11 protein-coding genes and 1 pseudogene are annotated in these 13,588 nt (G+C 64.7%); 8 read left to right on the top strand and 4 right to left on the bottom strand.

Annotated features, from left to right (window positions below; genetic code table 11):
* The first annotated feature begins 7 nt into the window (after window positions 1-7).
* Window positions 8-964 (top strand): RHS repeat-associated core domain-containing protein, encoded by a 957-nt coding sequence (locus RTI28_RS02595; RefSeq protein WP_316918977.1) that lies wholly within the window; start codon window positions 8-10, stop codon window positions 962-964.
* 66 nt (window positions 965-1,030) lie between these two features.
* On the opposite strand, the gene gbcA is transcribed toward RTI28_RS02595, so the two are convergent.
* Window positions 1,031-2,320, bottom strand: coding sequence for a glycine-betaine demethylase subunit GbcA (gbcA, locus tag RTI28_RS02590; RefSeq protein WP_316918976.1), 1,290 nt, complete (start codon window positions 2,318-2,320; stop codon window positions 1,031-1,033).
* A 283-nt stretch (window positions 2,321-2,603) separates the two neighbouring features.
* Here gbcA and gbcB point away from each other — a divergent pair, with 283 nt between their 5' ends.
* Window positions 2,604-3,707 carry a glycine-betaine demethylase subunit GbcB gene (gene gbcB / locus RTI28_RS02585; protein ID WP_316918975.1) on the top strand — a complete coding sequence of 368 codons (1,104 nt, stop codon included), beginning with the start codon at window positions 2,604-2,606 and terminating at the stop codon, window positions 3,705-3,707.
* Window positions 3,708-3,710: 3 nt separating this feature from the next.
* On the opposite strand, the gene RTI28_RS02580 is transcribed toward gbcB, so the two are convergent.
* Entirely contained in the window at window positions 3,711-4,601 is an 891-nt protein-coding gene (locus tag RTI28_RS02580) for a hypothetical protein (protein WP_316918974.1), read from the bottom strand.
* 404 nt (window positions 4,602-5,005) lie between these two features.
* A complete protein-coding gene (locus RTI28_RS02575; protein ID WP_316918973.1) occupies window positions 5,006-6,631 on the bottom strand; it encodes a methyl-accepting chemotaxis protein in 1,626 nt (541 codons plus the stop codon).
* Window positions 6,632-6,898: 267 nt separating this feature from the next.
* Between RTI28_RS02575 and RTI28_RS02570 the strand changes: the two genes are divergently transcribed.
* The 4 genes and pseudogenes from RTI28_RS02570 to RTI28_RS30215 all read left to right on the top strand — a co-directional run bounded on the left by RTI28_RS02570 (window position 6,899) and on the right by RTI28_RS30215 (window position 9,541).
* The gene (locus RTI28_RS02570) at window positions 6,899-7,126 is read left to right on the top strand and encodes a hypothetical protein (protein ID WP_316918972.1); all 228 of its coding nucleotides are present in this window, start codon (window positions 6,899-6,901) and stop codon (window positions 7,124-7,126) included.
* The gene (locus tag RTI28_RS02565) at window positions 7,123-7,425 is read left to right on the top strand and encodes a cell division protein ZapA (protein WP_316918971.1); all 303 of its coding nucleotides are present in this window, start codon (window positions 7,123-7,125) and stop codon (window positions 7,423-7,425) included. Before RTI28_RS02570 ends, RTI28_RS02565 begins: the two co-directional genes overlap by 4 nt.
* 121 nt (window positions 7,426-7,546) lie before the next feature.
* A pseudogene (locus RTI28_RS30220) lies at window positions 7,547-8,677 on the top strand (cache domain-containing protein); the annotation flags it as partial.
* 126 nt (window positions 8,678-8,803) lie between these two features.
* A complete protein-coding gene (locus RTI28_RS30215; protein ID WP_401249360.1) occupies window positions 8,804-9,541 on the top strand; it encodes a methyl-accepting chemotaxis protein in 738 nt (245 codons plus the stop codon).
* Window positions 9,542-9,635: 94 nt separating this feature from the next.
* On the opposite strand, the gene RTI28_RS02555 is transcribed toward RTI28_RS30215, so the two are convergent.
* On the bottom strand, window positions 9,636-10,676 hold the full coding sequence (locus tag RTI28_RS02555) for a low specificity L-threonine aldolase (RefSeq protein WP_316918969.1): 1,041 nt from the start codon (window positions 10,674-10,676) through the stop codon (window positions 9,636-9,638).
* A gap of 387 nt (window positions 10,677-11,063) precedes the next feature.
* Between RTI28_RS02555 and RTI28_RS02550 the strand changes: the two genes are divergently transcribed.
* Together RTI28_RS02550 and RTI28_RS02545 are read left to right on the top strand one after the other, a co-directional pair.
* Window positions 11,064-12,317, top strand: coding sequence for a serine hydroxymethyltransferase (locus RTI28_RS02550; protein WP_316918968.1), 1,254 nt, complete (start codon window positions 11,064-11,066; stop codon window positions 12,315-12,317).
* 15 nt (window positions 12,318-12,332) lie between these two features.
* Entirely contained in the window at window positions 12,333-13,583 is a 1,251-nt protein-coding gene (locus RTI28_RS02545; RefSeq protein ID WP_042124084.1) for a sarcosine oxidase subunit beta family protein, read from the top strand.
* Window positions 13,584-13,588: the final 5 nt, after the last annotated feature.

The raw sequence follows: 13,588 nt of genomic DNA, 5'->3' as shown, positions 1-13,588 counted from the left end.
ACATGCCGTGCCCAGCGCCACACCGAGCCAACACAACCCTTTGCTGCTGGCGACCGATGCCAGCCAGACCCCCGTGTTCGAAACCCTCGCTGCCGAGTTCAATCCCCTGCGCCATTCGCCCTATGGCTCGCGGCAGGGCGAGCGCGCGGCGCAAGGTCACCTGGGTTTCAACGGGCAACTGCGCGAGCAGCCGTCAGGCTGGTATCACCTCGGCCATGGCCACCGCATCTACAACCCGGTGCTGCGGCGTTTCCACAGCCCTGACGCGCTGAGCCCGTTCGGCGCGGGCGGGCTGAACCCCTACGCCTACTGCCAGGGCGACCCGGTGAACTTCACCGATCCCAGCGGACGCGAAGTGGAGGGCACGCAGATCCTGAGCTTCGTCCTGCATGGGCTGTTGCTGGCGATGGGGGGGGCCTTGCTGGCCACCCCCCACCTGCTGCAGCGAGCCAAAACGGGGACCTTCTGGGCCCGCTACCGGGACAGGAACCCACAGCTCGCCACCCCGCTCGGTGGCCTCGATCGCGTTGGCACGATAGCCGGCATGGCCGGTTCAGTGGCCGCCATCGGTGCGAATGCCGCGGGCGATAGCAGATCCGGAGTAGACCAGTTGTATTCGGCGCTAGGGATCGCTGTCGGTGTGGTGATGCTCAAGAGCGCGGTGCTGGTCACGCCGACGAAGAATTTCACGTCCATGAGGCAGGAGAAGTTCGCCACCTTCATCCATGGCAGGAAAGCCATCAAGGATGCGAGGCTGACCGACAGCCCTGCGTCCGCCCCAGCCAGCCCCCCGCGTTCGCCTTCGGGCACGAGTCTCTGGGAGACGCCCGAGTCAGGCTGGATTGAACTGCAGCAGAGACGTCAAACACCGTTGCCGCTAACCGGGCAACGGGGAGCTGCCCGCAAGATAGCCCAGTGGCGGCGACAGGGGCAGGGGCGGCGGGAGCGGGTCACCCCTCTATGAACCGCATGCCCCCAGAAGCACGAAACGCGGCACCAGGCCGCGTTGCGTGGACAGACCGTGCCGGCCTTACTGCACCGACACATCCTTCAGGTACGGCGCCGGCTCGGCCCCGAGGTTGTTCAGCACGCGCTGGCTGTACCAGTCGATGAAGTTGACCACACCGAACTCATAGGTCTTCGAGTAAGGCCCGGGCTGGTAGGCGGTGGAGTTGATGCCGCGCTGGTTTTCCTCGGCCAGGCGACGGTCCTGGTCGTTGGTCGCGTCCCATACCTCGCGCATGCGCTGCGGGTCGTAGTCGACGCCCTCGACGGCATCCTTGCGCACCAGCCACTTGGTGGTGACCTTGGTTTCCTGGGCGCTGATCGGCCACACGGTGAAGACGATCATGTGATCGCCCATGCAGTGGTTCCACGAGTGCGGCAGGTGCAGGATGCGCATCGAACCGAGGTCGGGGTTCTGGATGCGCCCCATCAGCTTGGAGCAGGCCTGCTTGCCGTCCATGGTCATCGACACGGTGCCCTTGAGCAGCGGCATGCGCACGATGCGGTTGCGCAGGCCGTGGCTCTTGTGCAGGTACGGGATCTTCTCGGCTTCCCAGGCGGCGGCGGACGCGGCGACGTGGTCCTTGAACGACTGGGTGGCACGCGGGTCGTTGGTGTCGTCCCACTCCAGCAGGGTGTTGAGCAGTTCCGGGTGCGAACCGTTGCAGTGGTAGCACTCGCGGTTGTTTTCCAGGACCAGCTTCCAGTTGGCCTTTTCCATCAGGGTGGTCTGCACCGCGACCTTGGCGTTCTCCATGTCGTACGGTTCCATGTAGTGCGCCAGGGTGGCGAGGAACTCGTCGATGGCCGGCGGGTTCTCCGCCAGGCTGATGAAGATGTAGCCGCCGGCGACCTTCACATGCACCGGTTTCAGGCCGTACTGCTTCATGTCGAAGTCGGCGCCCATCTCGGTGCCGGCGAACAGCAGGCGGCCGTCCAGTTCGTAGGTCCACTGGTGGTACGGGCAGACCAGCTTGGCCACCTTGCCTTTGTCGCTGGTGCACAGCCGCGAGCCGCGGTGGCGGCAGACGTTGTGGAAGGCATGCACCTGGCCCTCGGCACCGCGCACCACCATGATCGGGTTCTTGCCGATCTCCAGGGTGAGGAAGTTGCCCTTGGCCGGGATCTCGCAAGTCATGCCGGCGATCAGCCATTCCTTGTGGAAGATCTCCTGCATGTCGATCTGGAACAGGCGCTCGTCGGTGTAGAACGGCTGTGGCAGCGAATAGGTGCGCTCGCGGTTCTGCAGCATCTCGGCGGTGGCCTTGCGTGCTGGTTCCAGCGGATCGTCCAGGCTCAGGGTGGTGACGTCCATCGTGTAAGTCCTCATGGCCTCGGCGGCCGGCGAAAGTGGCTAATCGTTGTTATGCGACGCAAGGCATTTGTGCACGGATCATTTGCGACGGAGTGTGCGATTGCCGGCGACGCGAACCATATCCATGGGCGACATGATCGAATCCGTTTCCGACGCGCCAGCCCTTGCCGGCAGGGGCTGGTCGCGATAAGCACGCCGATGTCGTGAATGGGTAAGTGAAGCGCCCGTTCCTTGCGCATTATCGTGACCATCAAGCCGCAGTCGGCCGTGGAGACGAAGAACAATGTCCAATCCCTTTCTGAATCCGGTGACCACCCAGACCTGGGCCAACGGTCGCCACATCGTCCGCTGCGTGAAAGTCATCCAGGAAACCTGGGACGTGCGCACCTTCTGCTTCATGGCCGACCAGCCGATCATGTTCTTCTTCAAGCCCGGGCAGTTCGTCACCCTGGAGCTGGAGATCGAAGGCCAGCCGGTGATGCGCTCGTACACCATCTCCAGCTCGCCGTCGGTGCCCTACAGCTTCTCGGTGACCATCAAGCGCGTGCCCGGTGGCAAGGTCTCCAACTACCTGCACGACACCCTGCACGAAGGCCAGGAGCTGGCGGTGCACGGGCCGGTCGGGCTGTTCAACGCCATCGACTTCCCCAGCCCGAAAGTGCTCTACCTCAGCGGCGGTGTCGGCATCACCCCGGTGATGTCCATGGCCCGCTGGTTCTACGACACCAACGGCAATGTCGACATGGTCTTCGTGCACAGCGCGCGCTCGCCGAAGGACATCATCTATCACCGCGAGCTGGAGCACATGGCCTCGCGGATCGAGAACTTCAGCCTGCACATCATCTGCGAGAAGCATGGCCTGGGCGAGCCGTGGGCCGGTTATCGCGGCTACCTGAACCACAAGCTGATGGAGCTGATCGCCCCCGACTTCATGGAGCGCGAGATCTTCTGCTGCGGCCCGACGCCCTACATGACCGCGGTCAAGCGCCTGCTGGAAGGCGCCGGCTACGACATGCGCCGCTACCACGAGGAATCGTTCGGCGCCACGCCGCCGGAGGCCAAGGCCGACGCGGTGGAGCATGCCGAGCAGGCGGCGGAAGCGGCCGAGGAAATCAGCGTCGGCGACCTGCACCTGGTGGAGTTCACCGCCACCGGCAAGAGCAGCCGCATTGCCCCCGGCGAGACCGTGCATGCCGCCGCGGCGAAGGTTGGCCTGATGATTCCCAAGGCCTGCGGCATGGGTATCTGCGGCACCTGCAAGGTGCTCAAGCTGGGTGGCGAGGTGGAGATGGAGCACAACGGCGGGATCACCGACGAAGACGTGGCCGAAGGCTACATCCTCTCCTGCTGCAGCGTGCCGAAGGGAGATGTGCGCATCGAGTACTGAGCTTCAGTACAGGGTGAAGTGCAACGGGTTCCACATCACCACCAGCACCATGAAGGCCGCGAGCAGAAGCAAGCGGCCTTTGGCTTTCAGGGGCGTGTCGGAGAAGGCGAAGAACTGTGCGTGGCCGTACAGGCCCATGCTGCCGATCATGCTCAGCGCGAGCAGCAGCAAGGCCGTCGTCCCCAGCCCGGGGATGAACCACTCCCCGAGCATTTTCAGGCCCGTCACGGTATCCACGGCCGGTATCGCCGAGGCCATCAGCGCCCCCAGCGACATCATCCACAGCGCCGGCACGGTCATGCCGGCGTAGCTGGGGGTTCCGGTGTTGGCGAGCGGTGTCAGGGCGAGCTGCCACAACCCCGCCAGCAAGGCCAGCAAGCCGAAGGCCGGCCAGGAAAAGTCCAGATGGCGCGGTGCGCTGTCCACCTCCAGTTGCACCACCGCGCCCAGGGTCAGCAGGGCGAACACCAGGATCGACGGCAGGGCCAGCAGCGCCTGCCAGCGGTACAGCAGGGGTGGCCCGAGAAAGGCCAGCAGCGCCGCGCCGACCAGCGCCAGCACGGCCCAGTTGACGGGCATGCCGGGCAGCAGGTGCTGGGCCATGCGCGTGAGGATTTCCAGATGAATCATGTGCAGTACCAGGCCGATGGGCAGCAGCAGGCGGCTGATGGACCTGTCGCGAAACCGCGCGGGCGCGAGGCTCGCCAGCAGGACCACGGGAATGATCGCCAGCAGCGACTGCCACAGGGTGAGGCCCTGCAGCGGACCGAGAAAACCGATCAGCAGGGGCCCCGGGAGGAAGTTGCTGGTGAACCAGAACGCAGCGGTCTGACGGGGTTGGTCGAGCGTCGTGTGGGAAGATTCGACGGTGCTGCTGGCGGCGGCCTTGTTCATGGGGGTCTCGACGTTCAGAGGAGGGTTGGGACGGCGAGAGGGTAGGGAGTGCGGGGGGAGGATGGCTGAGGGAAATTGATTCAAATCGTGCGGGGGCAAAGCGGTGGATCAGGTGTCCGCGGGGTGGTTTCTGTCGGGAATGGCCGATTTTGTAGGAATTGGTTTTCAGGCTTGGCGTTGGGTGTTGTTCAGTGGTGTAGGTGGGGTTGGGAAATTTCGATGGAATCTGAAATTTTCCTACCTGTGCTGTCGAGGATATGAACCTGTAGGAGCGGGCTTGCCCGCGAAAGGACCGCGTAGCGGTCCCAAAATTGCGTTGTCGACTCGATTTTGGGGCCGCTGTGCGGTCCTTTCGCAGGCAAGCCAGCTCCTACGGGGGTTTTTGCGTGTCTGTCCGTTCGGAATCAGACCCTGAACCGCGCCACCAGCCCGTTCAAGCCCACCGCCAGCCGCGACAGCTCGGCACTGGCCGCGCTGGTCTGGTGCGCGCCGGTCGCCGACTGCACCGACAGGTCGTTTATGTTGACCAGGTTGCGGTCCACTTCCCGCGCCACCTGGGCCTGTTCTTCGGCGGCGCTGGCGATCACCAGGTTGCGCTCGTTGATCTGCGCCACCGCGCCGGTGATGGTTTCCAGGGCGCTGCCGGCACCACGGGCGATGCTCAGGGTCGACTCGGCACGCTCGGTGCTGTTGCGCATCGAGCCCACGGCCTGCTCGGTGCCGCCCTGGATGCTGCTGACCATGCGCTCGATTTCCGCGGTGGACTGCTGGGTACGGTGCGCCAGCGCGCGCACTTCGTCGGCGACCACGGCGAAGCCGCGTCCGGCTTCACCGGCGCGGGCCGCCTCGATGGCGGCGTTGAGGGCGAGCAGGTTGGTCTGGTCGGCCAGGCCGCGGATCACGTCGAGCACCTTGCCGATATCGCGGGACTGCTCGGCCAGGTTGCCCACCAGCACCGAGGTGCTCTGCACGTCAGTGCTCATGCGTTCGATGGCGCTGACGGTCTCCATCACCAGGTCGCGACCGTCGGTGGCCGAGCGGGTCGCCTCGGCGGACGCCTCGGAGGTACTGACCGCGTTGCGTGCCACTTCCTCGACGGCGCTGGTCATCTCGGTGACCGCCGTGGCGGCCTGCTCGATCTCGTTGTTCTGCTGCTGCAGGCCGCGGGCGCTTTCTTCGGTGACGCTGTTCAGCTCTTCCGCGGCCGAGGCCAGCTGGGTGGCGGAACCGGCGATCTGCTGCAGGGTGTCGCGCAGTTGCTCCTGCATCTTCGCCATCGCCTGCTGCAGGCGCGCGGCTTCGTCCTTGCCTTCCGGGCGGATGCTGTGGGTCAGGTTGCCGGCGGCGATCTGCTCGGCCACGCCCAGCACTTCCTCGATCGGCTTGACGATGCTGCGGGTCAGGATGATGGCGCAGAGGAAGGTCAGTACGGTGGCGGCGATCAGCAGTCCGATGACCAGGGTGAAGGCGCTGGTGTACTGGTCGGTGGCGGCCTGGTTGATGTCGCGGGTCTGGTCGGTGTTGATCTGCACCAGCTTGTCCAGGTTCGCGGTGATCTGCTCCATGTTCTGCAGCAGTTCGCGGTTGATCATCTCACGGATCGCCGGCAGGTCGTTGGCCTGGGAGTGCTGGACCATGCGGCTTTCCAGCTGGCGGTACTGGCCGAGGGCCTGGACGTACTGGTTGTACACGTTGCGCTCTTCGTCGCTGGCGATCAGCGGCTCGTAGACCTTGCGCGCGGCGTCGATCTGGTTGTTGCGCTCGGCCAGCTGGCTGACGGTGTTCTGCAGCAGGTCCGCTTCGCGGTTGATCATCAGGCGATAGGACAGGGTGCGCAGGCGCAGGGTCAGCAGGTTGATCTGGTCGAGGGCCTTGATGCTCGGCACGGTGATCTGTTCGATGTCTTCGCCGGCCTGGCGAATCTTGCTCATCTGGGTCAGGGCGAAGGTACCCAGGGCGAGCATCAGCGCGCCGATCAGGGCAAACCCCAACAGCGCACGCGGGGCGATGTTCATGTTGCGTAGGGACATGGTCGGATCCAAATCAAGGGACGCGATCCATGCGCCGAGGGAGAGATTGCTTTTAAAACTATCGGTATTAACCGATCGGACTTGAGGGTTTGTCCTACAAAAAACATCGCCTTTTCCTCGCTTTACCGACCAAATGCAGGAACCGGGTGATCCAGATCAGGTCAATGTGCACCAGCGCGGGGCTCTGGCCCCGATATTTCTGGCGGCTCGGTCACGTTTTCTTTATCGTGTGCGCCCCCGTAATTTCCCCCCTTGGAGACGGCGATCATGCTGGACACCACCCTGAGTCAACTGGAACAACTGGTCGGCGAACTGCTGCAGAAAAATCAGCAGCTGGCCGAGCGCAATGCACAACTGGAGGCCGAACTGGCCCAGGCCAAGGATGAAAACGAAAGCCTGCAACTGAACCTGATGGAGCAGGAAGAAAAGTACGGCGCCACCAACGCCCGCATCCAGGCCCTGATTGAACGTGCCAGCGGTACCGTCAGCGCATGAACGAGTCCGCGCAGACGATCAATGTCGTCTCGATCATGGGCAACGACTACTCGATCAAGGCCCCGGCGGGGCAGGAGCGGGTACTGGCCGAAGCGGTGCGGATGCTCAAGACGTCCCTGGCCGACACCAAGCGCAGCTACCCGTCGCTGATCGGGGACAAATTGCTGGTTCTCGCGGCGCTGAACCTGTGCTCCCAGCAGATCGCCCTGCAGCAGGCGCATCAGCAAACCCTTGACCGTTATCAAGAGCAAGTCAGCGCCACGGTCGAGGCTATCTCCCAGGCAATCGACAACGCCTGATCCCTGTCGTGGGAGCCACCCTTCGCGGCTCCCACTGCCACTTCATCCTTCTCTGCCTGCCAGCGGTGGCGTTGCCGTCAGCGATCCTGACCGATAGGTCTGGAAAAATCGTATACCTCTGATGTATACAATTGGCCTGTCACTTGCAGTACAGGTTCTATTTCTCAGAGGACGACCCATGCAGTTCTGGCGGCGCAGTATTCAATGGCAACTGATCGCAAGCATGGGCGCAGCCCTGTTGGTCAGCATTTTGATCGTGGTTGGCATCTACACCGTGGCGGTCAATCGCCTGACCGAGCGTTACCTGGTCGACACGGCCTTGCCGGCGAGCATTGAGGCGATTCGTAACGACATCGAGCGCATGCTCGGCCGGCCCCTCACCGCTGCCGCCGACATCGCCCACAACACCCTGCTGCGCGACTGGCTGGCCGCCGGGGAAAACCCCGAACAGGCCCCGGCCTTCGTCGACTACCTGCACGCGCTGAAAGAGCAGAACCAGGCGTTCACCGCCTTGTTCGCGTCCACCGTGAGCAACCACTACTACAACGAGAAGGGCCTGGATCGCACGCTAAGTCGGGACAATCCGAAGGATAAGTGGTTCTACGGTTTCATCGATAGTGGCGACAATCGCATGCTCAACATCGATATCGACGGCAGCACCGGCGAGCTCGCGCTGTTCATCGACTATCGGGTGGAGAAGGACGGCAAGCTGGTGGGCATTGCCGGCCTGGGCCTGCGCATGACGGAAATGTCCGAGCTGATCCACAACTTCAGCTTCGGCGAGCGCGGGCGGGTCATGCTGGTGCGTGGCGACGGCCTGATCCAGGTCCATCCGCAGAACGAATTCGGGGGCAAGCGGCACCTGGCGGAGCAGATCGGCGAGGCCGCGGCGCAGGCCGCCCTGGCACCGCATGACGGTTTGCAGAGCAGCCGCTTCGAGCGCGATGGCGAATCCTTCGTCGCCCTCAGCCTGCCGCTGCGCGGCCTGAACTGGCATCTGGTGGCCGAAGTGCCGGAGGCGCAGATCTATGCCGAGGTGCATGAAACCGTATGGCTGACCAGCCTGATCGGCGGGGCGGTGGCGCTGTTGTCGCTGCTGCTGGTGGTGCTGCTGGCGCGGGGCATCGTGCGGCCGATCCGCCAGGTCACCGCCGCGCTGGTGGCCATCGGCGATGGTGGTGGCGACCTCAGCCACCGTCTCGACGACAGCCGTCGCGACGAACTGGGCGACCTGGCCCGCGGTTTCAACCGTTTCCTCGACAGCCAGCGCAAGCTGATCGGCGAAGTGCTGGGCACCAGCGAGCAGCTGCGCACGGCGGTGGGGCAGGTGATCCATGTGGTGGTGAGTACCGCCGAGCGGTCCGGCAAGCAGCAGGAAATGACCGAGATGGTCGCCACCGCGGTGCATGAAATGGGCCTGACCGTGCAGGACATCGCGCGCAATGCCGGCGAAGCGGCGCACGCCTCGCAGACCGCGCGGGACGAGGCGCTGGAAGCGCGCCAGGTGGTGCAGCGGTCGATTGCGCATATCGAGGGCATGTCCGGCGAGATCGGCACCGCGGCCGCGGCGGTGAGCCAGCTGGCCGAGGAAGTGGCCTCGATCGACAAGGTGCTGGCGGTGATCCGCAGCATTTCCGAACAGACCAACCTGCTGGCGCTGAACGCCGCGATCGAGGCGGCGCGGGCTGGCGAGATGGGGCGTGGCTTCGCCGTGGTGGCGGATGAAGTGCGCACCCTGGCGCAGCGCACGCAGGTGTCCACCGGCGAGATCCAGCAGATGATCCAGCGCCTCAAGCAGGGTACCGGTACGGCGGTGGAGTCGATGCATGCCGGGCAGGCCGCGACCGGCACCGGGGTGGAGTCGAGCCAGCGCACGGGGGATTCCTTGAGCGCCATCACCGGGCAGGTGGACCGGATCAGCGACATGAACCTGCAGGTGGCGACGGCGACCGAGGAGCAGTCGGCGGTGACCGAGGAGATCAACCGCAATGTCCAGGGTATTTCCGACCTGGCGCGGGAGACGGCGGCGCAGGTGCAAGGGTGTCGGGAGGATTGTGCGGCACTGCAGCGCCTGGCCGATGACCTGGCGCGGCAGATGGGCGGGTTCCGCCTTTAATTCGGGGACCGCTTTGCGGTCCTTCGCGGTGGCTTGTCGTGTGACGAACCACCGCGAAGGGCCGCAGGGCGGCCCCCAGACCAGGCAACGCGGATCAGGCCCCCATCACCGCCCGGATATCCGCCGCCAGCTCGCGCACCCGCGCCTCCTCGGTATCCCAAGAACACATGAACCGCGCGCCACCGCTGCCGATGAAGGTATAGAAGCGCCAGCCCTTGTTGCGCAGCTGCTCCAGCGCCGCTTCCGGCATCTGCAGGAACACGCCGTTGGCCTCCACCGGGAACATCAGCTCCACCCCCGGGACATCCGCCACCAGCGCGCTGAGCAGTTGCGCGCACTGGTTGGCGTGAACCCCGTGGCGCAGCCAGGCGCCGTTCTCCAGCAGGCCCACCCAGGGCGCCGAGAGGAAGCGCATCTTCGACGCCAGTTGCCCGGCCTGCTTGCAGCGGTAGTCGAAGTCTTCGGCCAGCTTGCGGTTGAAGAACAGGATCGCCTCACCCACGGCCATGCCGTTCTTGGTCCCGCCGAAGCACAGCACGTCGATCCCGGCCTTCCAGGTCAGCTCCGCCGGCGAGCAGCCGAGGAAGGCGCAGGCGTTGGAAAAACGCGCGCCGTCCATGTGCAGGTTGAGGCCCAGTTCCTTGCAGGTGGCGCTGATCGCCTTGAGCTCGTCGGGGCGGTAGACGCTGCCGACCTCGGTGGCCTGGGTGATGGTCACCACCCGCGGCTTGGGGTAGTGGATGTCCTGGCGCTTGAGCGCCACTTCGCGGATCGAGGCCGGGGTCAGCTTGCCGTTCTCGCTGCGCGCGGTGAGCAGTTTCGAGCCGTTGGAGAAGAATTCCGGGGCGCCGCATTCGTCGGTCTCGACGTGGGCGGTCTCCGAGCAGATCACGCTGTGGTAGCTCTGGCACAGCGACGACAGGGCCAGGGAGTTGGCCGCGGTGCCGTTGAAGGCGAAGAACACTTCGCAGTCGGTTTCGAACAACTGGCGGAAATGGTCGGCGGCGCGGGCCGTCCACTGGTCGTCGCCGTAGGCGCGTTCGTGCCCCTGGTTGGCCTTTTCCATGGCGGCCCAGGCTTCCGGGCAGATTCCCGAATAGTTGTCGCTGGCGAATTGTTGGCTTTGTTCTGTCATGGCTCAGGTCCTGTTAGCGAGGCAGGAGAGCACTCTAATGCATCGTTTGCGAGGTTGCCTATACAAGTAGGCGGAAACGGTTCGCCGGCGCGTTACGCCTGTAGGAGCGAGGCTTGCCCGCGAAGGACCGCGCAGCGGTCCCCGATAGCGGTGAAGTCCGGGACCGTTGCACGGTCCTTCGCAGGCAAGCCAGCGCCTACGGGGTGATGAGCAGCCATTGCCCCCCGACTATCGCAAACAAGACAAAACAATGTCGTAAACGCACCTTTGCGTGGCGTGCGCAGGCATCTGGCCGCGCGGGTCCGGTCATACCATCGCTGCAAAGGACACCCGTCAATGTCACGGGTTCCACTCAATAAGAGACTCACCGCTGCCGGGAGAAATGCGATGTTCAGCAAGCAAGACCAGATCCAGGGTTACGACGATGCACTGCTGGCGGCGATGAATGCCGAAGAGCAGCGTCAGGAAGATCACATCGAACTGATCGCCTCGGAAAACTACACCAGCAAGCGCGTCATGCAGGCCCAGGGCAGCGGCCTCACCAACAAGTACGCCGAAGGCTATCCGGGCAAGCGCTACTACGGCGGCTGCGAGCACGTCGACAAGGTCGAGGCGCTGGCCATCGAGCGCGCCAAGCAGCTGTTCGGCGCCGACTACGCCAACGTCCAGCCGCACTCCGGCTCCTCGGCCAACGGCGCGGTCTACCTGGCCCTGCTGCAGGCCGGCGACACCATCCTGGGCATGAGCCTGGCCCACGGCGGCCACCTGACCCACGGCGCCAAGGTGTCGTCCTCGGGCAAGCTGTACAACGCCGTGCAGTACGGCATCGACACCAACACCGGGCTGATCGACTACGACGAAGTCGAGCGCCTGGCCGTCGAGCACAAGCCGAAGATGATCGTCGCCGGCTTCTCCGCCTACTCCAAGACCCTGGACTTCCCGCGCTTCCGCCAGATCGCCGACAAGGTCGGTGCTCTGCTGTTCGTCGACATGGCCCACGTCGCCGGCCTGGTCGCCGCCGGCCTGTACCCCAACCCGATTCCGTTCGCCGACGTGGTCACCACCACCACCCACAAGACCCTGCGCGGTCCGCGTGGCGGCCTGATCCTGGCCAAGGCCAACGAGGAGATCGAGAAGAAACTCAACGCCGCGGTCTTCCCTGGTGCCCAGGGCGGCCCGCTGATGCACGTCATCGCGGCCAAGGCCGTGTGCTTCAAGGAAGCCCTGGAGCCTGGCTTCAAGGCCTACCAGCAGCAGGTCATCGACAACGCCCAGGCCATGGCTGGCGTGTTCATCGATCGTGGCTACGATGTAGTGTCCGGCGGCACCGACAACCACCTGTTCCTGGTCAGCCTGATCCGTCAGGGCCTGACCGGCAAGGACGCCGACGCGGCCCTGGGTCGCGCCCATATCACCGTCAACAAGAACGCCGTGCCGAACGACCCGCAGTCGCCGTTCGTGACCTCGGGCCTGCGCATCGGCACCCCGGCCGTCACCACCCGCGGCTTCAAGGTCGCCCAGTGCGTGGAACTGGCCGGCTGGATCTGCGACATCCTCGACAACCTCGGCGATGCCGATGTGGAAGCCGATGTGGCGCGCAACGTGTCGGCACTGTGTGCGGACTTCCCGGTTTACCGCTGAGTGGAGCAACAGACCATGCAACGTTATTCGGGCTTCGGCCTCTTCAAGCACTCCCTCAGCCACCACGAGAACTGGCAGCGCATGTGGCGCACGCCGACGCCGAAGAAGGTCTACGACGTGGTCATCGTTGGCGGTGGCGGTCACGGTCTGGCGACCGCGTACTACCTGGCGAAAGAGCACGGCATCACCAACGTCGCGGTGATCGAGAAGGGCTGGCTGGGCGGCGGCAACACCGCGCGCAACACCACCATCGTGCGTTCCAACTACCTGTGGGACGAGTCGGCGCACCTCTACGAACACGCCATGAAGCTGTGGGAAGGCCTGTCCCAGGACATCAACTACAACGTGATGTTCTCCCAGCGCGGCGTCTACAACCTGTGCCACACCCTGCAGGACATCCGTGATTCCGAGCGTCGGGTCAACGCCAACCGCCTCAACGGCGTGGACGGCGAACTGCTCAACGCCAAGCAGGTGGCGGACGAGATCCCGTACCTGGACTGCTCGAAGAACACCCGCTATCCGATTCTCGGCGCCACCGTGCAGCGCCGTGGCGGCGTCGCCCGTCACGATGCCGTGGCCTGGGGCTTTGCCCGCGCCGCCGACGCCCTGGGCGTCGACCTGATCCAGCAGACCGAGGTGATCGGTTTCCGCAAGGAAAACAACACCGTGATCGGCGTGGAAACCAACAAGGGCTTCATCGGCGCCAAGCGCGTCGGCGTGGTCACCGCCGGTAACTCCGGGCACATGGCGCGCCTCGCCGGCTTCCGCCTGCCGCTGGAATCCCACCCGCTGCAGGCGCTGGTCTCCGAGCCGATCAAGCCGATCATCGACAGCGTGATCATGTCCAACGCCGTGCACGGCTACATCAGCCAGTCGGACAAGGGCGACCTGGTCATCGGCGCCGGTATCGACGGCTGGGTCGGCTACGGCCAGCGCGGTTCGTACCCGGTCATCGAACACACCCTGCAGGCGATCGTCGAGATGTTCCCGATCCTCTCCCGCGTGCGCATGAACCGCCAGTGGGGCGGCATCGTCGACACCAGCCCGGACGCCTGCCCGATCATCTCCAAGACCCCGGTGAAGAACATGTTCTTCAACTGCGGCTGGGGTACCGGCGGCTTCAAGGCCACCCCGGGCTCGGGCAACGTCTTCGCCGCCAGCCTGGCCAAAGGCGAGATGCACCCGCTGGCCAAGCCGTTTTCCATCGACCGTTTCCACAACGGCGCCCTGATCGACGAACACGGCGCAGCCGCCGTCGCCCACTAACAGGA

The organism is Pseudomonas sp. zfem002, from assembly GCF_032621685.1.
In the GTDB taxonomy this organism is placed as follows: domain Bacteria; phylum Pseudomonadota; class Gammaproteobacteria; order Pseudomonadales; family Pseudomonadaceae; genus Aquipseudomonas; species Aquipseudomonas japonica.
The sequence above is the reverse complement of the archived record's forward strand: the minus strand, read 5'-3'. Positions and strand labels throughout refer to the sequence as shown.

What these genes read in the sequence shown, in the direction of transcription:
- gbcA (WP_316918976.1), bottom strand. Translation starts at nt 2,320, where the DNA reads ATGGACGTCACCACCCTGAGCCTGGACGATCCGCTGGAACCAGCACGC.
- gbcB (WP_316918975.1), top strand. Translation starts at nt 2,604, where the DNA reads ATGTCCAATCCCTTTCTGAATCCGGTGACCACCCAGACCTGGGCCAAC.
- RTI28_RS02580 (WP_316918974.1), bottom strand. Translation starts at nt 4,601, where the DNA reads ATGAACAAGGCCGCCGCCAGCAGCACCGTCGAATCTTCCCACACGACG.
- RTI28_RS02575 (WP_316918973.1), bottom strand. Translation starts at nt 6,631, where the DNA reads ATGTCCCTACGCAACATGAACATCGCCCCGCGTGCGCTGTTGGGGTTT.
- RTI28_RS02570 (WP_316918972.1), top strand. Translation starts at nt 6,899, where the DNA reads ATGCTGGACACCACCCTGAGTCAACTGGAACAACTGGTCGGCGAACTG.
- RTI28_RS02565 (WP_316918971.1), top strand. Translation starts at nt 7,123, where the DNA reads ATGAACGAGTCCGCGCAGACGATCAATGTCGTCTCGATCATGGGCAAC.
- RTI28_RS30215 (WP_401249360.1), top strand. Translation starts at nt 8,804, where the DNA reads ATGACCGAGATGGTCGCCACCGCGGTGCATGAAATGGGCCTGACCGTG.
- RTI28_RS02555 (WP_316918969.1), bottom strand. Translation starts at nt 10,676, where the DNA reads ATGACAGAACAAAGCCAACAATTCGCCAGCGACAACTATTCGGGAATC.
- RTI28_RS02550 (WP_316918968.1), top strand. Translation starts at nt 11,064, where the DNA reads ATGTTCAGCAAGCAAGACCAGATCCAGGGTTACGACGATGCACTGCTG.
- RTI28_RS02545 (WP_042124084.1), top strand. Translation starts at nt 12,333, where the DNA reads ATGCAACGTTATTCGGGCTTCGGCCTCTTCAAGCACTCCCTCAGCCAC.